The sequence below is a fragment of the Spongorhabdus nitratireducens genome (assembly GCA_947387575.1).
In the GTDB taxonomy this organism is placed as follows: domain Bacteria; phylum Pseudomonadota; class Gammaproteobacteria; order Pseudomonadales; family Endozoicomonadaceae; genus CANDOC01.
In genome coordinates this window covers 65,654-90,274 of the sequence record CANDOC010000013.1, presented here as the reverse complement: position 1 = coordinate 90,274, position 24,621 = coordinate 65,654, and the positions used below count along the sequence as shown (strand labels likewise).

Genomic DNA, 24,621 nt, shown 5'->3' with positions numbered 1-24,621 from the left:
TTATGAGCAGTCATTATGAGGGAGTTAAGGTTAAACCAGTTCCGCGATTTACTGGCGGAGCATGCGCTGGAAGATGGGGAAAACAAGACTCTGGTAAATGACGTGATGGCTTTTCGTGTGTCATCCCCCTATGCCGGCGAATGCACCGTGTATGAACCCCTGATCTGTCTGATTGGCCAGGGCGAAAAAACCTGTGTGGTGGGTGAGCACGAGTACACTTATGGGGCCGGTGATCTGTTTATCAATTTCCTTCCAGTACCCGCTAAAGGCAGGGTTATTTCCGCCACACACGAGCAGCCATTTCTGGGTGCTGCCATTCGAATCAACTTGCCACGCCTTGCTGATCTTGTGTTGAAGCTGGATCAGCTGGGTATTGATCGCTGCCCGGAAAAGCCACCCAGTCATTCCAGCGTACTGACGGGTAAAGCCTCGGAAGATATTGTTGATGCCTTTACCCGCTTGATGCGTATTGCCAATACTCCTTATGAAGCAGATATCCTGTCCAATGCCGTATTTGATGAAATTTACTATCGAATTCTGACCGGAGAACAGGGTGGAGCGCTGTGCAAGCTGTTAAATCAGCATGGCCAGATTCAGAGCGTTGCCAAAACCATTCAGTATATTCATGGCCATATTGATCAGGCTATTAATATCAATGACCTGGCCAGCCAGGTGCATATGAGCAAAACATCATTTTACGACACTTTCAAAAGTGTCATGCATATGCCACCACTGCAGTATATAAAGTCGAGCAAACTGCAGCACGCACAGGTGCTGATCAAGGAAGGGAAGCGAGCTAATGAGGCCAGTCACCGGGTCGGCTACAAGAGTTTTTCCCAGTTCAGCCGTGAGTACAAGCGACACTTCGGTTATGCGCCTTCGGAAACGCTGGCTCCATTTACAAAATGGTCCAGCCAGATGAACTGACTCAATAATGTTTACCTGAGAACACTTTCACTTTGCAGGTTCAAGGTACAGCAGTAATAACCCGATCTGAGTGTAATTCTCAATGTCTGAACAGCTGTTTTCCTGCCCGCAACAGGTGTCAGTTTCAAGTGATAGGTAACCTGTTCAGAAGTATTGAATGTAATTACCAGCAAATGAGTTGGCACTTCAACCTTGGCATCATCCGGATCGGCCAGAGACTGTACAGTGATCTGCGCCAGTACAGCTTCACTGAAGAGCCCGGAAACAAGAACCGGCAGCTTTGATGCCCCGGGCTGCTTTACTCTCTTGCGTATCCAGTCACAGGAAGCATTACTCAATAGGAACAAGTCCAGCAGCAGCGTTTTGTGATCATTAATCGCATTTGATGAATTCTCTGAGTTGTAGCCATCAATGCAAGTACGATGCGACAACAATCTCCTGAAAACCATAACACTTTGAGGTAACGATCCCGGCTGTGCCGTTCTCAGTTGATATGCCACCGTAGAGCGGTACAAATAACTATCTGTGGCTATTTCATAGGCAGTTAAAAGCCATGGCAAAGTGTTAGCGCATACTTTCCAGACAGCATTGGTAATAAGTGTTTTTGTCGAAGCACTTAAAACATACGTAGCGGTAATCTGATGCTCTATTGATCGCTGCCCATCGCCTAAAAGTGTTGCCAGAAACGCTGGCAAACCACATTCGAGACTCTGCTGATTAATTTCAACTTTGCAGCCTGATAATTCCCGATAAACACAGTAATCCTGCCCGGTAAAACTCATATAGCTCTGAGCAGGTAAATCCAGAACAGCCGAGTACTTGCGGCTATACCCGTTCAGAATACCACTTGTGGTGACCTGACTGTCCGCAATTATGGTGCCATCACAAATAAGAGCACTGTTATTTTCGACCTTCCATTGATATGTAGTTTCTTTTGCAGCGACACTTTGCAGGCTGAGGAGTATCAGAAAAACGAACAGACCGTGGCAAATTTTCATGCACGATGACCTTTTTCCGGAGGCATGTGCAAAAATAGCTTATAAAAAAAGAGCAGGAGATTTTCCTGACATACGAGCAGTTATAAAGTGTATATGACACTAGCTCTCTTCATCATTAACACCATACCTTGCGACAAGTATTGCAGCGATCTCATCGGCCAGTGACTGTTGCTGATCCAAATCGAGACCATCCTGGACACCTAATAACTGTGGCAAAAAGCAGCCTCCCATGATCAAACTGTCCAATATATCCTTGGTCTGATCAATATCATTAAAGCTCATTTTCCCATCGTCCTGAGCAGCCACCAGCCATTTGTAAATAGCAGACTCTTCAATAGAAACTTTTTCTATTTCTTTCCTGATCACTTCCGGTTTATAGAAAAAGTGCCCGAAAGCAACCCGCGCCAGATCAATATAATCTTTATCACTCAAAAACCGTATTTCATTTAATACCAGTTCTTTCAACTGCGGGATAAGTGGCTGTTGACTGTTATAAGGGCAGACATTGGCTTGGATTGCCTTTTCCCATAGCTCCGCGGCCAGGAACATGACCAGGTTTTCTTTAGTCTTGAAGTGATTGTAAACGGTGCGTTTGGAGACATTCGCCACCTCAGCCAACTTGTCCATACTCGTTGCCTGAACACCATTTTCCTTAAAGGCTTTTTTAGCAGCATCGATAATAGCCTGCCGCTTTAGCTCACTTCTTGTCAGCTTTGCCATCGGGTCACTGCTCCTACTTCTCTCTAACTTTTTACACTGCAAAGTTTACTTTTTTCAAACCCCAAAGTAAACTGCACCGTATAGTTTACTTTATGTATGATCACAGGGATAAGTGTATAGGAATCGGCAGTTAGCAGTCTTTCGAGGAGTCAGTATGAACCTGTCAAACTTCAGAGCGAGTCATAGAAGATCTGATGACGGTCAGAGACCCCGGAGTCCCGGTTTCGGTCATAAATCTGACACCTTCTTATCGACAAGTATCATGATGAAAATTCCGCAGAAAAAACTGCTTTCACTCTTTTTGTTTCTGAGCTTCTGCTTGCCTTTAACTGAAGCAATGGCCAACACCAGACCTGACTTTGAACAGATAGTAAGCCACGAAATAAACAATCGCCTTTTCGCTTACAAGGTTGTAAAGCATGTTTCATCTAAAGTAACTGAGGGCGAAGCAGGCGCTTTCTGGAAAGCTTATGCGGAACTGGAGGATTTAAGTCAGAAAAAATATCAACCCGTTATTGATAAATACAAAATAGAACCGGACAACTACATAGTATCCATAAAAGCTTTCTTTAGTGAGGCTGCATTAAAACTATTTCCTGAAACATTCATAGCGGTTATGCACGATGCAACTTCCGAATATGCTACGCGTCTTGAAAGGCTTATACCTCTTTGCGAAGCATCAGATATTGATTTTTGTATTTATGCCGCAGCCCAGGAGAAGGTTCAGGCAAATGCCATGAAGTATCTGACTGCTGGAGATTATGTCAAAGCGACTATTGAATTGAATGACTTTATTCGTAAAACCGAATCAACTTCTTATCTCAACAATAATAGAAAGATAAATACGACGAACCGGTCAAAGACTTCAAAAAACTATATGAGTAAAGATCAAAGCTCAGTTACCTACTTCTTTTAAAAGCAGCTCATATCAAAAAATATCGCTCTTATTTTTTACACCCGATAAACATGATGATTTTTTGGTGAGCAGCACCCGCATGCTTGTAAATCAACTATCAACATCGCTTATTCAAAAACTATCTGGATAAACCCATGACATTACTTTCCCCCCGGAAAACCGTACTTGCCGTTACAGCGACAGTATTACTTGGTCCCCTGCTCTCTGGTTGCAGTGAAACAGAAATATCAGCCCCTGAAGAGGTTGTACGCCCGGTAAAACTGCTTACGGTACAAGACACCGGACTACAGGATCTTCGTCACTTCCCCGGAACAGTTTCATCTTCAGAAGAATCACTGATCTCGTTCCGTATTCCCGGTGAACTGGTTGAATTCCCGGTGAAAACAGCAGAGGAAGTTAAAGCCGGACAATTACTGGCTCGCCTTGATGACAAAGACATTCGCAACGAACTGGCACAACGCCAGGCAGACTATGATCTGGCTGAAGTGAACTACAAGCGGATTCATTCACTGCGTGAAAAGAAGGTTATTTCCCAATCAGACTTGGATAAAGCCCACGCTAACCTGAAGTCCACAAAAGCGGCACTCCGGCTGGCTAAAGACAAACTCAGATACTCTACATTAACCGCACCTTTCGATGGCCGGGTTGCTCGCACCAATGTAGAAAATCACCAGTATGTTCAGGCACAGCAAACCATTCTGCTGCTGCAGAACAGCAAAACGCTGGATATCAGTATTCAGGTACCGGAAAACATCATGGCATCCGTCCGCAAGGATGAAACGGATTTCAGTTATAAGCCTTCGGTAACCTTCGCCAATGACACAAGGAACGCTTACCCCGTAACCTACAAGGAACACGACACCAGTGTGACGCCGGGTACCCAGTCCTACAAGGTTACCTTCTCCATGCCAGTGCCCGAGGACATAAGCATTTACCCGGGCATGGGAGCCACGGTTCATGTGGATCTGCAAAAAGTCTCCGGCAAGAAAGCCGTATCCTCTTTTAATGTACCGCCAACCGCTGTGCTTTCGGATGATACCAGTGGCATCCAACAGGCCTGGGTTTATAACCCGGCAACCGGCACCGTCAATCCTGTGGAAGTGACAGTTGGTCGTCTGACACAAAATGGCCTGACTATTCTCTCCGGCCTGAAGAACGGTGATCAAATTGCAGTCGCAGGTCTGAGTCGTCTTCGACCCGATATGAAGGTCAAGCCTCTGGTTCGTGAGCGGGGCCTGTAACAATGAATATTTCCGAGTATTTCCTCAAAAACAAGGTCATTAGCTGGCTGCTGGTTGTCCTGCTGCTGGTAGGCGGGAGTTTTTCCTTTACCAAACTGGGGCAGTTGGAATTTCCTGAATTCCCGATTCCCCAGGCGATGGTTATTACGTTTTATCCCGGCGCCTCTCCAGAACAGGTGGAAGAAGAAGTCACCGTACCGATTGAGCGTGCTATCAAACAGCTTGAGTATGTAAAGCATATTGATTCGGTCTCAAGCGCAGGTGTTTCCCAGATCACAGTGGAGCTGCTGGACAGTGCGACACCTGCCATGCATCCGCAAATCTGGGATGAACTCCGCAGAAAGGTCTACGATCTGCAAGCTCAGCTGCCACCCGGTGTAAATACGCCAATGGTTAATGACGACTTCAGCGATGTGTTCGGTATTCTCTATAACATCAGTGGTGAGGGATACAGCTATCGGGATCTGGAAAACTATGGTGACTTTCTGCGCCGGGAGCTGTCACTGGTCAAGGGAGTCAGCAAGGTCAGCCTTGCCGGGGTCATCAGCCAGCAAGTTATTGTTGAAATATCACAGGAGAAACTGAAATCCCTGAATCTGAATCCGTCGTGGATTTACAGTCTGATTCAACATCAGAATGTCGTTTCCAATGCCGGCAGTATGCTGGTTGATGGTCAGTCCATTCGCATTCACCCCACCGGGGAATTCAAGGATATTCGCGAGCTGGAAGAGCTGATTATCAGCCCTGCAGGCAGTACCCAGCTGACTCGGCTGGGTGATATTGCCCGAGCCTACAAAGATTTTGAAAAAACACCTGACAACCTTTACCACAGCAATGGTGACCGTGCCCTGTCTCTGGGTATCTCTTTTTCCAAAGGCGTGAATGTTGTTGATGTAGGCCATGCGGTGAATATACGGCTGGCTGAGCTGGAAAATAATCGCCCCCTGGGTATGGAATTGACGACTGTCTACAACCAGTCCGCAACCGTCGATGAATCCGTATTCAGCTTCCTGATCAATCTGGTTGAATCGGTTGCCATTGTTATTGTGGTGTTATTGCTGACAATGGGCGCACGCTCTGGCCTGTTGATGGGAGGCATACTGCTGCTCACCATTTTCGGCACATTTATTGGCATGTATGTGCTGGATGTCCAGCTACAGCTGATATCCCTTGGCGCTCTGATCATCGCGCTGGGCATGCTGGTTGATAATGCCATCGTGATCACCGAGGGCGTGCTGATCGGGTTGCAGCGAGGTAACTCCAAAAGAGACGCCATCAAACAGGTGATTGCTCATAATCAATGGCCACTGTTCGGGGCCACCGTAATTGCTATTATGGCCTTCGCCCCCATTGGCCTGTCTCAGGATACGACGGGTTACTTCCTGGTTTCCCTGTTCCAGGTACTGCTGCTGTCACTGATGATCAGCTGGTTCCTGGCCATTACCCTGACACCATTTTTCTGCGACCTGTTCTTTGACGATCCCAAAGACGCTTTGGTTGGCAGTGAAGTTGATCCCTACAAAGGCGTGTTGTTTGTCATCTACCGCAAAATACTGGAGGCAGCGCTCAAACATCGTCTGACAACGGTGGGTCTGACAATTGTTGCCCTGGCATTGGCCATTGCAGGTTTTGGCCAGATCAAACAGGCATTCTTTCCGCCTTCAAACACACCTATATTCTTTGTTGACCTGCGCGTGCAGGAAGGCACAGATATTCGCCAGACCGAAAACAAAGTCTCGGAAATTGAAAAGCAGGTGCTGGCACTGGATGGTGTGGTCAATGTGACTTCTGTCGTTGGAATGGGTGCCCAGCGCTTTATCCTGACTTACTCTCCGGAAAAGGCCTACAAAAGTTATGCTCAGCTGATTATAGAAGCTAAAGATCTGGAGACTATCGAGAAGCTGGCTCCGGAAATCAGCAGCCTGCTGGATACTCATCCTGAAGTGGAGTACCTGACAAAACTACTGCAGGTTGGACCCGCACCTATCGCAAATATTGAAGTGCGCTTTTACGGCCCTGATCCCGATGTTCTTCGCAGGCTGGGCGCCGAGGCAACAGTCATTATCGAGAACGAGCCTTCGGCCACGGGTGTTCGTCACTCCTGGCGGGAAAAGGTCAATATTGTCCGCCCTACTCTTGATGAAGCCGCCGCTCGTCGCAGCGGTATCTCCAAACAATCGCTGGACGAAGCCTTATTGGTGAACTTTGACGGTAAAGCCGTTGGCACTTACCGGGAAGGCAGTCACCTGATGCCTGTTGTAGCCCGGGCACCGGCACGGGAGCGATTAAATGCAGACAGTATTGTTGACCTGCAGGTGTGGAGCACCGAGAGAAATGGCTTTGTACCGGTTTCACAGGCAGTGAGCGGGTTTAATAATGAAGTGGAAAACCCGCTGATTGTACGACGGGATCTCAAGCGTGTACTCACCGTTTTTGCCGATGCCATTCCCATGACCGGAGATACACCGGAAGCCGTACGACAGCGTTTGATTGATAAAATCGAAGCGATGAGGTTACCGGACGGATACGCTATGGAGTGGGGTGGCGAGTACGAAATGTCTTCCAACGCCCAAAACAGCCTGTTTGCATCGCTGCCTTCCGGGTTTCTGACCATGTTCCTGATTACGGTATTTTTGTTTGGAACGATACGTCAGTCACTTTCTATCTGGTTCACATTGCCTCTGGGAATCATCGGTGTAGTTCTGGGGCTGCTGCTGTTCAACATGCCATTTACCTTTACTGCACTGCTGGGTGTGCTCAGCCTCTCCGGGATGATCGTGAAGAACGGGATTGTACTGGTGGAGCAGATCAATATTGATGCCAGCCGGGATATTCCGATACAGCAAGCCATTATTGAAGCCTGTATCAGCCGGGTACGTCCGGTATGCATGGCCGCACTGACCACTATGCTGGGCATGATTCCGTTAATCTTTGATGCTTTCTTTGGATCAATGGCAACAGCAATAGTGTTTGGGCTGGGCTTTGCTTCGGTACTGACGCTGCTGGTATTGCCCGTGGCTTATGCACTGCTGTATCGCATTCGTTTTGATACTGAAGCCGCACACAGCTAAAAATTTCTTCGATCAGTGATGAAGGGCCCTGCTCTTCATCACTGAGCAAAAGCGGTATGTCACATCCCCAGTGCGAAACGCACTCTACCGCCGTCATAGCCCATCCAGTCGCCTCTATCCTTTCGCTTCCCAAACACTCTAGGCCTTCCAGGCAGAGTTCCATGCTTAGAGCATTCGTGCTTTTAGTACGGAGTCTTTAGTTCAAGTTTACATATAATGAGTTTTTGTAAACTTTTTATTTGACCATATTTTGTTTCGAGTATATCTTTACCCTCGAAAGTTTACATAAATCGAAATTATGTAAACTTAAAGCATTACAGTGACTCCCTATGTGTCACTACACTCTTTCCGGGCAATTTGTACATTATTCCCAATAGAGCAATCTCTGTATTAGTCAGGAAACAGAAAAGTCACCTTCACTGCGAGAAGTTCATATGTTGAAAAAAAGCGAGATGTTCACATTAGCCAGAAATGTACTTGGGATCTTTTCTTTATATGGATTTCAAAAAACCTCAATGGAGGATATAGCAGCGGCTGCAGGGGTTTCCAGACAGTCTGTCTATAAGAAATTCGGCACCAAGAAAAAGTGCTATGAATGGGCTATCCATACCTATCTTGAAGATATGTATTTAAGGATATTTACCCATCTCGAGAATAATGAAGCCGATCCATCACTGACGCTGATGAATGTCTTTGATACGTTGATTGGCGATGCAATCGAAATCAGCAGTAACCCACACGGACCCAAAACTGTTGACGATGTTTTGAAAGCCACTCATGCATCACCGGAAGACTGGCCGTTACGTTTTCGTTCCAGACTGACAGACTTTCTGATCTGTCACGACCTCACTTCAAAAAACAATGCTCATGGAGTTGCGTTTCTATTAATCGCAGCAGGAAAAGGTTTGCTGTTGGAGGAAACGTCGAGAGAGCAGTTTCTCAAGGATATGAACCTGATTATCGAAAGTATAAAAAAGTAAAACCTGTAAAGTACGCCAAGAGATAATGATCATGACCAGCATGGCAAATGCATCACTGCAGAACCTGAAAAACGATTTCGATTTAATGAAATCTGAATACAATGAAAATCCGTTCCCGAATTACCATGAACGGAAAAGAGTTCTGAACAAACTGAAAGCCTCTATCATCAAAAATGAAAGAGCGATTTATGATGCATTAAAAAAAGACTATGGCTATCGCAGTGAGTTCGACAGTTTAATTGCAGATGTTTTACCCAGTGTTGCAGGCATCAATTATGCGCTGAAGAACCTGAAAAAATGGATGAAACCTTCCAAACGCCATTCCGGTCTGATGCTTGCCCCCTCGTCAGTCAAGGTTCATTACCAGCCCCTTGGTGTCGTAGGTGTCATAACCCCCTGGAATTTTCCCGTCTTTTTATCCCTTGGACCTGCAATACAAGCACTGGCCGCGGGTAACAGGGTCATGATCAAGATGAGTGAGTTTACTCCGCATGCCAACCTCGCCCTTCGCACAGTACTGGAACCCGTATCCGAGCATGTTCTGATCGTTGAAGGGGAAGCCGAAGTCGGCGCCGCATTTTCATCCCTGCCCTTTGACCACCTTATTTTCACCGGATCGACAACGGTCGGTAAACTGGTTGCCAGATCTGCCGCTGACAACCTGACACCGATTACCCTGGAAATGGGCGGCAAGTCTCCAACGATTATTGCTGAAGATGCCAATATGGATATCGCCGTGGATGCGGTGATCCTCGGCAAGTCTGTCAACTCCGGGCAGATCTGTGTTTCCCCTGACTATATCTTTGTGCCTGAAGCCAGGGAGTCAGAATTCGTTGATACCTTTATCAAGCGATACACCGAGTACCATCTCAACAGCGACAACGAGAATACCCAAACGCATATTGTCACCGACCGGCAGTATCAGCGCCTGATGGGATTCCTTGAAGACGCCCTGGCGAAAGGTGCATCCATTCATCCGGTAAAAGAGATTGAAACAGATCAGGGCAGACGGCTGTATCCGCATCTGGTGACAGGTGTGACTCAGGATATGTCGATATTAAAGGAAGAAATATTTGGCTCTGTCCTGCCGGTAATGACTTATAAACATATTGATGAGGTTATTTCCTATATCAATGCGCGCCCTCGCCCGCTGTCTCTCTACATCATGTCGGCTAATACTGCGCTGATTGAGAAGCTGCTGAAGACGACCCATAGCGGCGGTGTTGCCATCAATGATACGGCAATGCATGTGGCGGCTGACGATGCACCTTTTGGTGGTATCGGTAACTCCGGCATGGGGCATTATCATGGGCATGAAGGCTTTCTGACCTTCTCCAAGGCTAAAACTGTTTTGTATTCCAGCTCATGGCTGCCAAAAAACAGGTTTATTCTGAAAAACAGGGACTTTGTTTATAAAACGCTGCGTAAATTTTTATTGAAGTAGAAATCAGACTGAGTCATTCGACTTAAACATAAAAGCACGTTTTTTTATTTATGGCAGAGAGCAATTGAGCTCTCTGCTTTTGTTTTCCGGAACAGGCTCAGGCATCGTTTTGATATACCCGTCATAGCGTTCATATGTCAGAAAAATCCAACCTCATACAGCATGGCCTGTATGACAGCTAACTGAACAGAATCCCCTATTGATTTAAGTGTATTTATGGCCGCAGAAAGAATTTTTAACCGGTGGATGAAATCACTGGTGCTGATATTTTTAACCCTGCTTTGTTATCTGGTTATTGCTGACCGCCACGCACCGATCACCTCTGAAGGACGTGTCGAAAGCTATACCGTGCAAATGTCTCCCGAGGTTTCCGGTAATGTGGAGAGGGTTCATATTAAAAACAACCAGCGGGTCAGGAAGAATGACCTCCTGATATCTATCGACCCTCGTAAATTTGAGATCGCACTACAGGAAGCAGAACTTGCCCTCCAGTCAGCGATTGAAAGGGAGCATACGCTTTATTCTCAAAGAGAGGCGGCAAAAGCTGACATTGCCCGTGCCAAAGCCAGCTTCAACAATGCAGAGAAAGAGCTCTCACGCCAGAAAAAACTGCTTTCAAAGCGGCTGGCTTCAGAATCAAGCTATGACAATGCGCTGTTAAATTATCAAAAAGCCCGATTTACCCTGAAGGCAGAAGAACAGAACCTGAAAACCATTGAAGCTCAGCTTGGTAATGCCCCGGGTGAAAGTACCGGTGTAAAGCTTGCTGAAAGCCGGGTTGATCAGGCTGCACTGGATTTATCCAACACCAGAATTCTGGCACCCAGTGATGGCGTTATCACCAACCTGCAAGTGCAGAAGGGAACTACTGCCAGATCAGGCCAGCCTATCCTGGCCCTTATCCCTACCAAAGATCTATGGGTAACAGCAGATTTTCGAGAGAAGTCACTCGCCAGCTTGGGGCGTGATGTGACAGCACTTGTCACATTCGACGCATTACCCGGTGAGATCTTCGACTTCACCCTTAAAAGCCGCGACTTTGGGGTGTTTACAGCACAAAAAACAGCCAACGGAACGCTGGCAAAAGTAGCCGTCAGTAATCGCTGGGTAAGAGACGCACAACGTGTTCCGGTTCATTTCAAAAGCGCCAGCGGCATACCCAACCAGCTTTTTGTCGGCTCAAGAGCCACGGTTACGATTTACTCAGAGACAAACAGAGTATGGTCGTTTATGGCTAACTTGCAGATCCATTTTATGAGCTGGCTTCACTTTCTGTATTAGGTGGCAACTGTGAAATCAATGCGTATATGGATCAGCTGCTCCACCGGTCTGGGACTTTCAATGCTGTTTGGATGGTCTTATGGCTTTCTTGCCGTGATCATGCCGATGTTCATGCTGAATGCCATGAACGATTTTAACTTCAAAGGCCTGCTCCTTATTCTGTTTGCCGTGTTTTTCTCGACACTCACGGCAACCTACATTGTAGATTTATTTCAGTTCAAGCCGGTGCTGATGCTTCTGGCTGTCGGCATCATGATGTCCGTTTTCTGTATAGCAATGATGTTTCCTCAAACCTACATCTTTGGTTTTGTGGGAATACTGGTCTCATCAATTGTCCTTATGCTGGCCAGTTACGATGCGACAGATATCGAAGACTTTAATATCAATACATGGGTTATTGCCGTTTCCAGTGTCATTATCAGCACACTGTCTTACTGGATTTTTCCAAATACAGCCGATGATGCAGCGGCATCCCCTCCTCTACCAAAAAGCAATACCGATAAAATATCCCATGCTGCCATGGGCTGGATTATCGCCATGCTGAGTTTTGTCGTTTTTCAGATAATGGAGCTATCCGACTCTCTTGCGGCACTGGTGTCGATCGTAATCATACTCGCGCCCATGAACCTTGAGGGGTCAAAAGGCATGGGCAAAATCAGAATACTTGGAACAGCGCTGGGATGTCTGGCCGGACTGATGATTCAGCTCTTATTAGGAGAGTGGTATGCCTATGGCTGGTTGTTCTGGCTGGCTTTTATCATCCCCCTCGGACTCTTCAGCCGATTATTTTCAAGGGGGGCTCTTCAATCCGGGATAGCCTTTTCAGCGATATCTGCACTGTCGGTGCCACTGACAACCTCGCTTATTCCTGAACAGCAGGATGCGTTCTTCGCCATTCTTTACAGATTCAGTTCTATTTTTTTTGTGGTGGTGATGACAACTATGGCGATGTGGGTTGTTCATCACAGGGTTTGTGACCCTTTAAGTACGCGCACCTCGGTAGTTGCCAATTACTGAATATCGGAAGCACCATTTCAGGCAAAAGAATGGTGCTTTATACAAACTGGTAGTGACTGATCAGAAAAAAACCAGCGAAATAATTTTTATTGAAGAAAATCCGATTTCTTTCAAAGTTATCTTTAATACTGCTAACAGTATAAAAAAGAACTCTAAAAACTTAACCAAATCTATAAGATCAAGTTCATGACATCATTTAATCAATAAGAAAAACTTGCAGAACTGACTGATTGAAGATAGCGAAGCACTTTATTCATCCCTGTATAAGTGTCAACTTGTTGATTTTGAATTCCCATTATTCCAAAGTTATAAGCTTTTATCCAATGACTCATATTTTCAGAACTTCCGTTCATCAGACTAAATAGCAAACGATAGAATCTAATAAAATCTAGTGCAACATCTCTTTTTATGCTCTAGAGAAGGGTCGAAAACAGATAATATTGTACTCGGCCAAATCTCTGGATCTTAAACGGCTCTATTGACTGTATTTTTATTAATTCTGTTTCCTGAGAATGGACTACTCTACTCATTTTTTCACCTTCAGTTTACAAGAAACATTTTTACCGTACCCGAATCACTTTGCGTGCTTCGGCTATTACTTGCTCGGGACTACCAGACGTGATAACTATCCGATTGAAGGCCGAGGGGAATTCCCTGATCCGCTGGACGTTGCTGACAAAATCATCAATAAGTATTTCTCTTTCTATATCGAGAAATTCTGTCTGGGGAACCTGATTGTAACGGTGAACTCCGATAAATTCTGTACCGTCCTTAACCTGTTGGTAATCACAAGTAATCCACCAGAGTTCCCTGGCGATTAACTTTAAAGCTCTGGCTGCGGGCTCAATGTAAAAAAACTCGGGCATATTGACACTCCGGGGTTCCAGCCATTGGTCAATATCCTTCCGTAGCGGTCGCCAAAACATTACATTCAACCAACACATACGAGCTGTAGTATCTTCAACCATTTTCCATAGCGGCACCTCCATTTCTGGCAAATTATGTGAACCGAACAGTGGTTTGATGCCCTCCCTCGGTGTTTTCCCAAGACACTCACCCCAAGTTATATACAACATAACAAGCAGATAACGGGTAAAACTTTGGCAGTGCAAAAAATACCCTTGTGTTATTCCCTCAATCACCATATTCAGCCACCGACACCAGCTACAAATGTCATAGCCCTCCTCTTGCATCTGCTCCATAACAGGGTCATCCCTGTAACTAAACAGCTCCATATCCACCTCTTCATGACCAAAGTTAGCCTTGTTTTTACAGTACGATCCGTGTCAGATGCAACGCCCCTTTGTCAACACAAACCACTACTGCATGCTAAACAATTAAAAAAACCCAATAAAATTTGGATTTTTTTATTATCATGGGTAAGGCAAAAGATTTGTTATTTTTTGTATCTCCCTGGAAAATGAACTTGCTGAAGGGCAAGAGTGCTCGGCATTGAGTAGTTGATTCTGAATACAAAACCTTAGCCAGCGGAGTAACTTATTATCAAATTTAATGCATTGACCAGAATGACTATTTGATTGAAAACCATTGGTATACAATATAACGACAAGAAATTGATGGCAGAAAATCCAATCCAGGAACCTAGGGAGGCTCCTAGACTCCTTATTCATCAGTTTGAATACATAATGATTAACTACTGTCATTTTTATCTTCTAATATTTTCTTTATCATTTCCTCTGGAGATTTTTCACATACCCCGCTTTTTTCACCTTCCTTTAATGCATTGATTAATTTAGCTCTTGCAATGACACTCAGCGAATCTGCAATAAAATCAGCGTCACCTGTTTCCAGAGCTTCTTTTAGATAATTTTCGATTTTTTCCTGACTATCAAGAAATTCAGCCGGATCAAAATCACTTAACCTCTTATCCACTATCTTTTCTCCAGTTTTTTAGCACACCAACAGCAGTTTTTCCTATCCGAATAGTTGCGGGTTAGGATCCCTTAAAACATCCTAAATTATTTTAGTTCAGAAAAAAATATTATTTTCAGGGTTTGTCAATTCAGAGAAAAGATCATTATCTTATTAATTATAAAATCATTCAGTTTTCCATACTTAATAAGAATTTAAAAACATCAAATATTGCTTATTTGATAAACAGATTGAGCTTTAATAAATCCATTTAACTTCATAACATCTTGGATCATATTGTTGACGAAATCGTTTTTCACTTCTAAAAAAATCAACTCTCTGTTGACGAAACTATATATCCCTTCTAAAGAAATTAAACTTTTTTGTTGACAAACCCACATCTCGCCTCTAACAACATTTTACTTCTCACGAAAAGGCATATATTCTAGCCGGACAGTCGAAACAGGTATTCTGTTTTTCCAACCCATTACACGCATACACAATCTTTACATAATCGGTTAACAATATGGATATAACACTTAAACTACCTCAACCAGTTAGAACAAGATGTAGCGAACAACCAGAAATGAATAGTCAGTATGAAGATGATTTTTTAAACTTATATTTCAAGAGTTTTGAAATATAAAATTTTCATGTAGGTTTTCCAGCACAGCATTTAGCTGACGCAGATAATAATTTTATTAAAGTCAGTCTCACAAACAATCAAGTTGATGTCTATAAAACAAGACCATTTGGCCTTGCTTTATGTCTAGCATATGCCTCTCGATGGGAGAAATATGAGCACAGAAACGAAAAATGAACGCTTCCGAAGACTCGCGGAATCGAGAGGTAACCGTTTGATTCGAGAAATATCCCTGCTTGGCAATCTGGCCAGTCAAAAGAACTACTCCTATTCAGAGGAAGAGGTTGAGCGGCTTTTTAAACCGATTTTTCAAGAACTCGATAAAGTTCGAGCCCTTTTCGACACTGGATCGAAATCAACCAGGAAGGTGAATTTTTAATGACAACGATAGAATACGGATTTGTGTTTCCAGACCGTAGGGGCAGCAATCCTGAAGGGCCTAATGATCCAACACAAAAGCTTTTTACAAATCTGAATCCGATAGCAGCATTAGTACGTGAGGCCCTTCAGAACAGTACGGACAATCCTGGCAAGCATGCAGATGGTCCGATTCGGGTTGTGTTTGAACTCGAAGCAATGAGTACCAAGGACATTCCAGATGTGGGTGGGCTAAGCGAGCATGTAGAGGCAGTAGTAAAACAAACCACGGAATTAATGGGGCATAAAAAGATGGTTACGGCCTCTAACTTCTTGAAGAAACAAACATTACCAGTACTCAGATATTCTGATTATCACACAACGGGGTTGCAGGGTAATGAGAACGAGGACTACTCACAAATTACTCGTGCTACGCTTGGCGGGACGGGCATTTCACTTGATGATGGACGCGGAAGCGGAGGCGCAGGAGGAGTTGGGTCGATAGTTGGCATTTCGGCTTCAGATGTGTGTACTGTGCTTTATTCATCAATTCCCGAGGATACTCATGAGTCAGTATTTACTGGGTATGCAAGATATGCTTCTCACACCCTAAATGGTGCTAAATTTCAGGCAGGCGGTTCTTTCAAAAAACTCAATAATAAAAACACTGAGTATCTAAGGCCAGCTCCAAAAATAGGGCCCTTTTCTGAGAGGACTGAACCAGGTACGGATATGTTCATCCTTGGCTATCGATGGGCACAAGAAGACCCGGAGCTTAAAGATCTGCGTGACCATATAATAGACAATTTCATGGTAAAAATTGCAAAAGGCCACCTTGTTGTTGAAGGCATCGCATATGGAAAAAAACATTGGGTTCTAGATGCTGATACTCTGCCTGGGTATACAAGGAAAAGTCAAAAAGCGCACGCTTTCTATCAAGCTCTTCAGGATCCTGATCCGGTAGAGAAAATTATTAAGAACGTTGGAATGGTCAGATTGTACATCAACATGGATGACAGTCTTGATGCAAAACTGCACACCATAACAATGCGCGCACCGCTGATGAAAATCGACACTTTCAAGCATAATGTGATCACAGCGAAGTACGCGGCTATTCTCATTTGTGATAGTCCAGAAGGGAACAAGTACCTGCGGCAATTGGAGCCCCCAGCGCATGATAAATGGGATGTAGAGGATGGACCAGCGGACGGAAAAAAAGTAATCAAAGATCTGAAGCGTTTCGTCAGAGACGCACTCACAAAAAAAGTTACAGCAGAAGTAGGTGAAAAAGTAGAGATAAAGGGACTTCCTCGATTTCTTCCTATGACAAGTGTGACTGCCGGCACAGGTGGCAAGCCTTCTGGCGATGTACCAAAGCACGATGAAACAGGCCCTGAAACGGAATCAAGCACAGTTTCCGGCATGCCCATCCAGCAGAAACCAACAGTTACTACGACTATCATTCGCCCACCAATCGCTGGCGTATATGAAAAATTCGGTGACGAAAAGAAACCGAAGGAAAAAGGCGAAGTGACCGAAGATAAAGAATCGTCACTCATCCAGAAACAAGATATATCCTTCAGAAGCTGGAGTAGTTCAAATCAATGTAACGATTCTTCAATCACAGCTCTGGCTATTACGGCTGATAAAACAAAAACAGGCGATCTTAAACTGGTGGCTCTGGGACCAGAAGGGAAACCTGAGAAAAGCTTCAGTCTTTCTATTTCCCGCGCAGTCCTGCATTGCTCAGAACAGCTTGTTGATATTGAGTTCTCAGGGAATATTTTGAAAAATCTGACATTAAAGGGCGGTCAGAGAACACGCATTGATATATATATGCCTGCCGGCGAGCGTTATCGTCTGGGGGTGGCATAATGGCAAATCGTGGCTCATATCCTCACCCTGTTATTGATAATTCTGACGATGTTTCTTCCAGCTTTGAGGTAATCAATCCTTGCGCTGCTCTGACTCAGGAAGATATCGAAATCACTTATGAGATTCGTACTGAGGATGCCGATCTCATTCAATTGATAGAAAGTGGTTATGCTATTCATAGCCTAAATTGGCGTTGCTCCTCTGCCATCTCAACTGGCGAGATAGAACCAAGACTAAAACAGCGAACACCGACAGGCTTTAAGTTCAGTACTTCGTTGGATCAGCAAGATCTCAAAGGCAAGTTTCATGTCGACATACGGGTTATCGTTGCAAAAGAAGTAAAGGGTCATTACTGGGCCAACCAGCATCCGGATTATGAGGGAGCAAGGTTCGATCTCAAACCGGGCGATGTCCTGGCTTACGGAGGCCGTATCAGCTTCATGGCTGAAAAATTGTACGACCCCTTGAATCCTCCAGTTGGAAGCTGTTTTGAATTTGTTAGCAGCAGACACCATAAGGGCATTAAGGTCGATTTACACGGTAACGAAACCGTAAAAGTCCGGATTCCGGAAAAAATTATCGGACAGTTCAGCTTATTTTCTAATCAGCCGGACTTACAAATCTCACTGGTTGTACTGCCTGCTCTCATACAGACATTGAGCTTCATAAAGTCTAACCGAAGTGAACTGCTGGACGACTACGCTTGGTATGTAGCGCTAAACAAGCAGGTTGAAACCAGAGGGGGCTGGGATCAAGACGAGATTGAGCTCGCACAAAAAATTCTCGAAAACCCGATTGATAGATTCATGCTTGAAAAGCCAGTCTCTTGAGGAGGAAAACCAGTGAAAAAATGGACTGAGGCCAAGGCCTTGACTGAGTCTGCTCTGTTGGATCTTTTCGCTACTCTGAATTCAGCTTCATCTCCAGAAGAGTTTCTGGGTAAGGCAGACGCTATACTTAGCGACCCCGAAAATCTGCTTCCTCTTCCGGTAAGCTTGGGGATACCAGATGTTTTGAGTTGCAACAGTACGCGGGGGGCTATAGATGTCGACAACGCACCTCGCGTACATGAATATATTGGGGAAAAGGATCGGGCAAATGCCGCCGACGCAAGGCTCTGGACATATCTGGCTTTTGCTACATACAGGCAGTACATGGAAATGCGCTGGCCTCTTCTTCCCGAGAATAACTGGAAGGGTCGCGTCCGGAGTCGCTGGCTGCTTCATACTGGCTCAGTTACCAGAGGATCGCTCATTCGACATGGAATTGCACGCCTTTGGTGGGGGACACATCTGACGTTCGCCCCAGCAGAAAGTGAAGGTATAGCAAAACACGACGCATACGCCTATACAAAAGAATTATTCAAAAATGAAGACCGGCTGAATGCTATTTTCGACCGAGAGGTAGGAGCATTCCCTGTCGTGATAAAAGCGGTTCTGGATCATGCCGCATCACTGGGCAATAAAGCTACAGATAACCACATCCGAAAAATCATGCAATACCTGACGCTGACTGATGGCTTTAGTGGTGTAGGAATACTCAAGTATCCAGCAGTGAGCGCTTTAGTCAAAACTGCAGCTTCAAGATAAGATGATCTTTGTATCACTTATAACCTTAAATTTTCAGGGTGGTGAGATATCAGCCTACGTCTGTATTTTTTGATCTTTCAGTGCATCAAGAATACAGGGCTTTCATAGGTTTACGACTGCTCTGAAAACCGGGAGTAAGACAGAATGACCAATTTGTCTGTATGCCTGAGTGTCTGATACACGAATTATTTGTGAACACTTCAACCTTAGCTGACACTTTTGCATATTTTTTGAAGTGTTAGCTGAGACCTAAATGCTTAATCGAAAAGAATAACAAGATTTCAGGAAAAGGATTACATATGCAACCCGGACCGGATCGAAAGCAAGAATACCCGCAATCTGCAGCTCACGATCTTCCGGGTCGCCTGGAAACATGCGATTCAATACTTCCATAATGTTCCGGACAATGCCGCCCTGCCCCTGACTGCTGAGCCATGTGACAAGTGCAAACGCTATGTGACTGATGAGCTGTACAATGCGGTACTGGCGATTGCCCCACCCCGGGCCTACGCCCTGATGGAAATTGGTTATATCTGCCGGGCACGACTGGGTGAAATCCTCAGCCTGCGGATTGATAAGCATATTCTGGAAGACGGAGTGCTGATCGAACGTCAAAAGGGTTCACTGGATGAAATTACCCGCTGGACACCCAGGCTGAGAAAAGCGATCAACAAATTGATGGCAATTCGCCCCAATCCCGAAAACCCCTACCTGCTGCAAAGCACTAAAGGCACGCCCTATAAAGACAAGGATGGTATCAAACGCGTCTGGTCAGACCTGATGCAAAAGGCAAAGAGCAAAGGGATTATCACTGAGGAAACACGATTCACCCATAAGGATATGAAAGCCAAGGGTACCAGTGATCACCTGAAACTGATGAAACAATTAAAGCCTGACCCTTCAGTGTCCGGGCACAAAACTGAAAGCGCACAAAGCCACTATATTCGTAAGCCATTAATGAATGACGGTACGAGATAGCTGACAATGAATGAACCTTGTCACGGATTGAATAGCAAAGAAGTGTTTACTTATGCGGACGACCAGAAAGAAGCTGGTCGGAGCGAGAGGATTTGAATTTCTGTTCCCAAAACCCTATCACTATAGAATATCCTGCACCTTAAAAAATCGTCGCCTATTATCAATTTGCCACACAATATTCTAGAAAAGCCATGAAAGCTGACTATCTGATATTGCGATGAAGGTCAGGAAGGTTTTTGAAATATATATATGGCAGCTGTGCTTGACCTTTTACTGAATTATCGATTGAAGTATTACTTTAAACATAAAAAAATTGACGCATGAAGCAACAACATTATTTACTGACTAGCCTAGTAGTACTTACATTATCTGCAAATGCTTTCTCATCACCTAGTGACACAGTGCAGAATTACTTCTGTGTTTCGGATACAGGGGTTGGCTTTTATTTTGATAAGAAAGATCAAACTTGGACAAAAACGTCATTCGCAGAAAGTGCTCTGAGCAAATTTCTGGTTGCTCCTGAAGGCAAAGCTAAAGATGGAAGAAACTTATATAAAGTTACGGAAGTCGGATCATCATGGCCAACAGCTAAAAGTTGTTATTTTGATGAATTCAGCCAGTTAACCTGCATGATTAACTACTTCCACAGTTCGTTTACCATGAGCAAATCTACATATCGGTTCATCTCAACTTATGCGGGAGGATATCCCAGAGGGGGTAATGATGACGCCATAATGTCTATAGGAAAATGTTCCCCAATGTGAACTTGGCAAGCATGTTTTTAGTGGTTTTCAAGCAACAGTAAGGTCGGGTCTGAACTTCTACAAGTAAGGAGAGTGTAGTGCTCTCTTACTGAAGAATGCAGCCTAAGCTACATCATATAGAATCTCTAATGGCACAATCTGGAAGGTATTGCTATTTATTTGATAGAAATCACTTACCGTTCTCCAACTCTGCCTCCACTCTTTAGCAATGTTCACCAGCTTGAGATCCTAGCTCTATGCACTTCTTCCAGCAGGCAAGGACAGAGTTATGATCGAACGTCACAAGGGTTCACTGGATAACATTACCCTCTGGACACCCTGGCTGAGAAAAGCGATCGACAAACTGATGGCCATTCGCCCCAATCCCGAAAATCACTACCTGCAGCAAAGGACAAAGAGCAAAGGAATTGTCACCGTGGAAACACGATTCCCCCATAAGGATATGAAAGCCAAGGGTACCAGTGACCACCTAAAATTGGTGAAACAGTTAAAGCCTGATCCTTCAGTGTCCGGGCACAAAACTGAAGGCGCACAAAGCCACTATATTCGTAAGCCATTAATGAATGACGGTACGAGATAGCCGACAATGGCTGAACCTTGTCACGGATTTTGTCACGGATTGAACAAATAAGAAGTGATTACTAACGCGGACGACCAGAAAAAAACTGGTCGGAGCGAGAGGATTTGAACCTCCGACCCCTACAACCCCATTGTAGTGCGCTACCAGGCTGCGCTACGCTCCGACGCTGTGCCTTCATCTCTCTTAAGAGCCTGCGAACCGTTGCGGTATCGCTGAAGACGAGGCGTATATTACCGTGCTGACGGTATTTTGCAACTCCCTTTTTCCTGCCTGACGATATGCCAGCTAAAGGATTGAACGCAACTCTTCCAGCTCACCAATCATCTGCTTCAATACCTGGTGATAACGGGATGAGTCTTCCTTTTCATCCTTGCCGGCCAGACGGTTTCTGGCACCTTCAATGGTGAAGCCTTCGAAATACAACAGGCTGCGAATCTGACGCACCAGAATAACATCCTGTCGCCGGTAGTAACGGCGGTTACCACGACGTTTGACGGGTTTGAGCTGAGGGAATTCCTGCTCCCAGTAGCGGAGCACATGCGGTTTTACATCGCAGAGCAGGCTGACCTCTCCGATGGTGAAATAGCGTTTGCCGGGGATAACCGGCAAAGCTTTGGGTTCAGCCTTGTGAGGGCTCTTGTTCGCTTCCTGCATAGGTCTCCACTCGTGCCTTGAGCTTCTGACCGGGTTTGAACGTAACAACGCGCCGGGGAGGGACAGGTATCACCTCCCCGGTTTTCGGGTTCCTTCCCGGGCGTTCCCGCTTGTCACGGGTTTCGAAGTTGCCAAAGCCTGACAACTTCACATGTTCGTTATCCTCGAGCGCCTGACGAATCTGCTCAAAAAACTGTTCTACCAGCTCGCGGGCTTCACGCTTGTTGAAACCGAGTTCTTCGTGGAGCCTTGCGGCAAGATCAGCTTTTGTCACAGCCGTCATATTCTTATGCCCTCAGATTTGCTCCCGCTTCACGGCCCAGTGCCGCCACGACAGCTTCAAACTGCTGATTGACCTCTTCATCCGTTAGAGTGCGGGAAGGATGCTGCCAGGTCAAGCCCAAAGCGAGACTCTTGTACCCATCTTCCACACCTTTACCGGTATAAACGTCAAACAGTCGTACACCGGTGAAGCTTTCGCCTGCCGTTTCACGAATCACGTCGGTGACTTTGGCTGCAGCAACAGACTCTTCAACGATCACAGCCAGATCACGGCGCACTTCCGGGAACTTGGACAGTTCGTTGAAATCAGTAACCTGTCCCTGCTCAACAGCAGACACTTTCACTTCAAATACAAAAACACTGCCGTTCAGACCAAAGCTCTTGATCAGTGCCGGGTGCAGTGCACCGATAACACCAACCACTTCGCCCTTGTGCAGAATTTCTGCAGTCTGGCCCGGGTGCAGTGCCGGATGCTTGCCAGCCTGGAAGCTGAAGTCAGCTGCATTGCCACCCGCAGCCAGCAGCGCTTCAACATCACCTTTCAGGTCGAAGAAGTCAACGGCTTCGCTGCCGCTGTTCCAGCCTTCCGGCAGACGGTTGCCAGTCAGCGCGCCGCCCAGCCACAGCTCTTGCTTGAGTTCGCCTTCACCTTCACGAATAAAGGTCTGGCCACTTTCAAACAGACGAATGCGGCTTTGCTGACGATGCTGGTTGTACTGTACAGATTTCACCAGACCCGGCAGCAGCGTGGTCCGCATAACAGACAGTTCGCTGGAGATCGGGTTGGACAGTGCCACCGGCTCGCGTGCCGGATCAAACTGCTGGTGCAGCGCCGGATCAATAAAGCTGAAGTTAACCGCTTCACGGTAACCACGGCTGACCAGTACACGACGCAGCGCAGGCAGACCAACTTTGGCTTCCTCGATGGTTTCCAGTGTCTGCTCGGCAAACGGTACGGTAGTCGGCAGGTTGTCATAGCCGAAGATACGACCCACTTCTTCAATCAGGTCTTCTTCGATGCTGATATCAAAGCGCCAGCTCGGTACTTCAACATGCCACTCACCTTCAGCAGTGGCTTCCAGCTTCAGACCGAGGCAGGTCAGCAGGGCTTCAATGCGCTGGTTATCAATTTCGATACCCAGCAGGGAAGCGACCTTGCTGGCACGCAGGGTAACCTGACGTTCAGCCGGCAGATGCTCTTCACTGGCAGTTTCCACCAGAGGACCGGCTTCACCGCCGCAGATATCCAGAATCAGCTGGGTCGCACGCTCGGAAGCCTTACGCTGCAGTCCGGAGTCCACACCACGCTCAAAGCGGTGGGATGCATCGGTGTGCAGACCGTAGGAACGGGCTTTGCCAGCAATGGCAACCGGCTCGAACCAGGCCACTTCGAGGAAGATATCCTTGGTTTCATCATTGATACCGGAATGTTCACCGCCCATAACACCGGCAATACCCAGTGTCTTTTCTTCGTCGGCAATCATCAGGGTATCGGTGCTGAGCCTGGCTTCAGTGCCGTCCAGCATCAGCAGGGTTTCACCTTCTTTGGCGAAACGAACGTGAATGCTACCTTTCAGGCGGTTCAGGTCGTAGCCGTGCATCGGCTGACCCAGTTCCAGCATTACGTAGTTGGTAACATCGACAACCGGGTCAATGCTGCGAATACCGGAACGACGCAGACGTTCCACCAGCCACAGCGGGCTCTGGGCTTTGACATTAACGTTGCGAATAACCCGACCCACAAAACGGGCACAGGATTCAGGGGCATCCAGAGAAACCGGGAAGGTATCATCAGTCGCCGGAGCAACCGCAGCCACTTCAGGCACGGTTACATCAACCAGATAATTGGCACTGACTTCACGGGCCAGACCGGCAATGCTCAGGCAGTCACCACGGTTCGGAGTCAGATCCACATCGATAATGCGATCTTCCAGCTGCATGTATTCACGCAGGTCCTGACCGGTCGGGGCATCCGCTGCCAGTTCCATCAGGCCGTCGCAGGCTTCACCAACACCGATTTCGTCCGGGCCGCACAGCATGCCGAAGGACTCAACACCGCGCAGCTTGGCCTTGCGAATTTTGAAGTTACCCGGCAGTACCGCACCGACTTTGGCGAAAGGTGCTTTCAGGCCAACACGGGCATTGGGTGCACCGCAGACAACCTGTACCGTTTCTTCACCGGTGGAAACCTGGGTTACGCGCAGCTTGTCCGCATCCGGGTGCTGTTCGCAGGCAACGATTTCACCGACCACAACACCGGAGAATTCACCGGCAACCGCTTCCACGCCGTCCACTTCCAGGCCGGCCATGGTGATCTTGTCGACCAGTTCCTGAGTGCTGGCTTCCGGGTTAACCCAGCTGCGCAGCCATTGTTCACTGAATTTCATTTGCTCTTTGATCCTTTTCTATACAACCGTTGTTTTTAATAACCC

21 protein-coding genes and 1 tRNA gene are annotated in these 24,621 nt (G+C 46.2%); 14 read left to right on the top strand and 8 right to left on the bottom strand.

Going from position 1 to position 24,621, the window contains the following annotated elements:
* Positions 1-15 precede the first annotated feature (15 nt).
* A complete protein-coding gene (locus ACYZZ0_RS20735) occupies positions 16-927 on the top strand; it encodes an AraC family transcriptional regulator (protein ID WP_461538574.1) in 912 nt (303 codons plus the stop codon).
* 11 nt (positions 928-938) lie between these two features.
* On the opposite strand, the gene ACYZZ0_RS20730 is transcribed toward ACYZZ0_RS20735, so the two are convergent.
* Together ACYZZ0_RS20730 and ACYZZ0_RS20725 are read right to left on the bottom strand one after the other, a co-directional pair.
* A complete protein-coding gene (locus ACYZZ0_RS20730; protein ID WP_461538573.1) occupies positions 939-1,925 on the bottom strand; it encodes a hypothetical protein in 987 nt (328 codons plus the stop codon).
* Between the two features lie 99 nt (positions 1,926-2,024).
* A complete protein-coding gene (locus tag ACYZZ0_RS20725; RefSeq protein ID WP_461538572.1) occupies positions 2,025-2,645 on the bottom strand; it encodes a TetR/AcrR family transcriptional regulator in 621 nt (206 codons plus the stop codon).
* Positions 2,646-2,799: 154 nt separating this feature from the next.
* Between ACYZZ0_RS20725 and ACYZZ0_RS20720 the strand changes: the two genes are divergently transcribed.
* The 7 genes from ACYZZ0_RS20720 to ACYZZ0_RS20690 all read left to right on the top strand — a co-directional run bounded on the left by ACYZZ0_RS20720 (position 2,800) and on the right by ACYZZ0_RS20690 (position 12,595).
* Positions 2,800-3,561, top strand: a complete 762-nt coding sequence (locus tag ACYZZ0_RS20720; RefSeq protein WP_461538571.1) for a hypothetical protein — start codon at positions 2,800-2,802, stop codon at positions 3,559-3,561.
* 134 nt (positions 3,562-3,695) lie between these two features.
* Positions 3,696-4,802: an efflux RND transporter periplasmic adaptor subunit gene (locus tag ACYZZ0_RS20715; protein WP_461538570.1), complete on the top strand. Its 1,107-nt coding sequence runs from the start codon at positions 3,696-3,698 to the stop codon at positions 4,800-4,802.
* 2 nt (positions 4,803-4,804) lie between these two features.
* Complete coding sequence (locus tag ACYZZ0_RS20710; protein WP_461538569.1) at positions 4,805-7,873, top strand: efflux RND transporter permease subunit; 3,069 nt, start codon at positions 4,805-4,807, stop codon at positions 7,871-7,873.
* 434 nt (positions 7,874-8,307) lie between these two features.
* Positions 8,308-8,853: a TetR/AcrR family transcriptional regulator gene (locus ACYZZ0_RS20705; RefSeq protein ID WP_461538568.1), complete on the top strand. Its 546-nt coding sequence runs from the start codon at positions 8,308-8,310 to the stop codon at positions 8,851-8,853.
* A 31-nt stretch (positions 8,854-8,884) separates the two neighbouring features.
* Positions 8,885-10,297, top strand: a complete 1,413-nt coding sequence (locus tag ACYZZ0_RS20700; RefSeq protein ID WP_461538567.1) for a coniferyl aldehyde dehydrogenase — start codon at positions 8,885-8,887, stop codon at positions 10,295-10,297.
* 216 nt (positions 10,298-10,513) lie between these two features.
* Entirely contained in the window at positions 10,514-11,578 is a 1,065-nt protein-coding gene (locus tag ACYZZ0_RS20695; RefSeq protein ID WP_461538566.1) for an HlyD family secretion protein, read from the top strand.
* Between the two features lie 18 nt (positions 11,579-11,596).
* Complete coding sequence (locus tag ACYZZ0_RS20690; protein WP_461538565.1) at positions 11,597-12,595, top strand: DUF2955 domain-containing protein; 999 nt, start codon at positions 11,597-11,599, stop codon at positions 12,593-12,595.
* Between the two features lie 560 nt (positions 12,596-13,155).
* Here ACYZZ0_RS20690 and ACYZZ0_RS20685 read toward each other — a convergent pair.
* Positions 13,156-13,797, bottom strand: a complete 642-nt coding sequence (locus tag ACYZZ0_RS20685) for a hypothetical protein (protein ID WP_461538564.1) — start codon at positions 13,795-13,797, stop codon at positions 13,156-13,158.
* 448 nt (positions 13,798-14,245) lie between these two features.
* Complete coding sequence (locus ACYZZ0_RS20680) at positions 14,246-14,488, bottom strand: helix-turn-helix domain-containing transcriptional regulator (protein ID WP_461538563.1); 243 nt, start codon at positions 14,486-14,488, stop codon at positions 14,246-14,248.
* A 1,000-nt stretch (positions 14,489-15,488) separates the two neighbouring features.
* On the opposite strand from ACYZZ0_RS20680, the gene ACYZZ0_RS20675 reads away from it, so the two are divergent.
* The 6 genes from ACYZZ0_RS20675 to ACYZZ0_RS20650 all read left to right on the top strand — a co-directional run bounded on the left by ACYZZ0_RS20675 (position 15,489) and on the right by ACYZZ0_RS20650 (position 21,253).
* Positions 15,489-17,342, top strand: coding sequence for a hypothetical protein (locus ACYZZ0_RS20675; protein WP_461538562.1), 1,854 nt, complete (start codon positions 15,489-15,491; stop codon positions 17,340-17,342).
* Entirely contained in the window at positions 17,342-18,172 is an 831-nt protein-coding gene (locus ACYZZ0_RS20670; protein ID WP_461538561.1) for a hypothetical protein, read from the top strand. The genes ACYZZ0_RS20675 and ACYZZ0_RS20670 overlap by 1 nt, the downstream gene beginning before the upstream one ends.
* 12 nt (positions 18,173-18,184) lie before the next feature.
* Positions 18,185-18,931 carry a DUF6339 family protein gene (locus ACYZZ0_RS20665; protein ID WP_461538560.1) on the top strand — a complete coding sequence of 249 codons (747 nt, stop codon included), beginning with the start codon at positions 18,185-18,187 and terminating at the stop codon, positions 18,929-18,931.
* Positions 18,932-19,387: 456 nt separating this feature from the next.
* The gene (locus ACYZZ0_RS20660; protein WP_461538559.1) at positions 19,388-19,909 is read left to right on the top strand and encodes a site-specific integrase; all 522 of its coding nucleotides are present in this window, start codon (positions 19,388-19,390) and stop codon (positions 19,907-19,909) included.
* A gap of 320 nt (positions 19,910-20,229) precedes the next feature.
* Positions 20,230-20,673, top strand: a complete 444-nt coding sequence (locus ACYZZ0_RS20655) for a hypothetical protein (RefSeq protein WP_461538558.1) — start codon at positions 20,230-20,232, stop codon at positions 20,671-20,673.
* A gap of 268 nt (positions 20,674-20,941) precedes the next feature.
* Positions 20,942-21,253: a hypothetical protein gene (locus ACYZZ0_RS20650; RefSeq protein WP_461538557.1), complete on the top strand. Its 312-nt coding sequence runs from the start codon at positions 20,942-20,944 to the stop codon at positions 21,251-21,253.
* 86 nt (positions 21,254-21,339) lie between these two features.
* Here the strand turns inward: ACYZZ0_RS20650 and ACYZZ0_RS20645 are convergent.
* The 4 genes from ACYZZ0_RS20645 to pheT all read right to left on the bottom strand — a co-directional run bounded on the left by ACYZZ0_RS20645 (position 21,340) and on the right by pheT (position 24,576).
* Positions 21,340-21,416, bottom strand: a tRNA-Pro gene (locus tag ACYZZ0_RS20645).
* Between the two features lie 122 nt (positions 21,417-21,538).
* Positions 21,539-21,907, bottom strand: a complete 369-nt coding sequence (locus tag ACYZZ0_RS20640; RefSeq protein WP_461538556.1) for a MerR family transcriptional regulator — start codon at positions 21,905-21,907, stop codon at positions 21,539-21,541.
* Positions 21,873-22,190, bottom strand: coding sequence for an integration host factor subunit alpha (locus ACYZZ0_RS20635; protein WP_461538555.1), 318 nt, complete (start codon positions 22,188-22,190; stop codon positions 21,873-21,875). Before ACYZZ0_RS20635 ends, ACYZZ0_RS20640 begins: the two co-directional genes overlap by 35 nt.
* Positions 22,191-22,194: 4 nt before the next feature.
* Positions 22,195-24,576 carry a phenylalanine--tRNA ligase subunit beta gene (gene pheT, locus ACYZZ0_RS20630; RefSeq protein ID WP_461538554.1) on the bottom strand — a complete coding sequence of 794 codons (2,382 nt, stop codon included), beginning with the start codon at positions 24,574-24,576 and terminating at the stop codon, positions 22,195-22,197.
* Positions 24,577-24,621 lie beyond the last annotated feature (45 nt).

What these genes read in the sequence shown, in the direction of transcription:
- ACYZZ0_RS20735 (WP_461538574.1), top strand. Translation starts at nt 16, where the DNA reads ATGAGGGAGTTAAGGTTAAACCAGTTCCGCGATTTACTGGCGGAGCAT.
- ACYZZ0_RS20730 (WP_461538573.1), bottom strand. Translation starts at nt 1,925, where the DNA reads ATGAAAATTTGCCACGGTCTGTTCGTTTTTCTGATACTCCTCAGCCTG.
- ACYZZ0_RS20725 (WP_461538572.1), bottom strand. Translation starts at nt 2,645, where the DNA reads ATGGCAAAGCTGACAAGAAGTGAGCTAAAGCGGCAGGCTATTATCGAT.
- ACYZZ0_RS20720 (WP_461538571.1), top strand. Translation starts at nt 2,800, where the DNA reads ATGAACCTGTCAAACTTCAGAGCGAGTCATAGAAGATCTGATGACGGT.
- ACYZZ0_RS20715 (WP_461538570.1), top strand. Translation starts at nt 3,696, where the DNA reads ATGACATTACTTTCCCCCCGGAAAACCGTACTTGCCGTTACAGCGACA.
- ACYZZ0_RS20710 (WP_461538569.1), top strand. Translation starts at nt 4,805, where the DNA reads ATGAATATTTCCGAGTATTTCCTCAAAAACAAGGTCATTAGCTGGCTG.
- ACYZZ0_RS20705 (WP_461538568.1), top strand. Translation starts at nt 8,308, where the DNA reads ATGTTGAAAAAAAGCGAGATGTTCACATTAGCCAGAAATGTACTTGGG.
- ACYZZ0_RS20700 (WP_461538567.1), top strand. Translation starts at nt 8,885, where the DNA reads ATGACCAGCATGGCAAATGCATCACTGCAGAACCTGAAAAACGATTTC.
- ACYZZ0_RS20695 (WP_461538566.1), top strand. Translation starts at nt 10,514, where the DNA reads ATGGCCGCAGAAAGAATTTTTAACCGGTGGATGAAATCACTGGTGCTG.
- ACYZZ0_RS20690 (WP_461538565.1), top strand. Translation starts at nt 11,597, where the DNA reads ATGCGTATATGGATCAGCTGCTCCACCGGTCTGGGACTTTCAATGCTG.
- ACYZZ0_RS20685 (WP_461538564.1), bottom strand. Translation starts at nt 13,797, where the DNA reads ATGGAGCAGATGCAAGAGGAGGGCTATGACATTTGTAGCTGGTGTCGG.
- ACYZZ0_RS20675 (WP_461538562.1), top strand. Translation starts at nt 15,489, where the DNA reads ATGACAACGATAGAATACGGATTTGTGTTTCCAGACCGTAGGGGCAGC.
- ACYZZ0_RS20670 (WP_461538561.1), top strand. Translation starts at nt 17,342, where the DNA reads ATGGCAAATCGTGGCTCATATCCTCACCCTGTTATTGATAATTCTGAC.
- ACYZZ0_RS20655 (WP_461538558.1), top strand. Translation starts at nt 20,230, where the DNA reads ATGAAGCAACAACATTATTTACTGACTAGCCTAGTAGTACTTACATTA.
- ACYZZ0_RS20650 (WP_461538557.1), top strand. Translation starts at nt 20,942, where the DNA reads ATGATCGAACGTCACAAGGGTTCACTGGATAACATTACCCTCTGGACA.
- ACYZZ0_RS20640 (WP_461538556.1), bottom strand. Translation starts at nt 21,907, where the DNA reads ATGCAGGAAGCGAACAAGAGCCCTCACAAGGCTGAACCCAAAGCTTTG.
- ACYZZ0_RS20635 (WP_461538555.1), bottom strand. Translation starts at nt 22,190, where the DNA reads ATGACGGCTGTGACAAAAGCTGATCTTGCCGCAAGGCTCCACGAAGAA.
- pheT (WP_461538554.1), bottom strand. Translation starts at nt 24,576, where the DNA reads ATGAAATTCAGTGAACAATGGCTGCGCAGCTGGGTTAACCCGGAAGCC.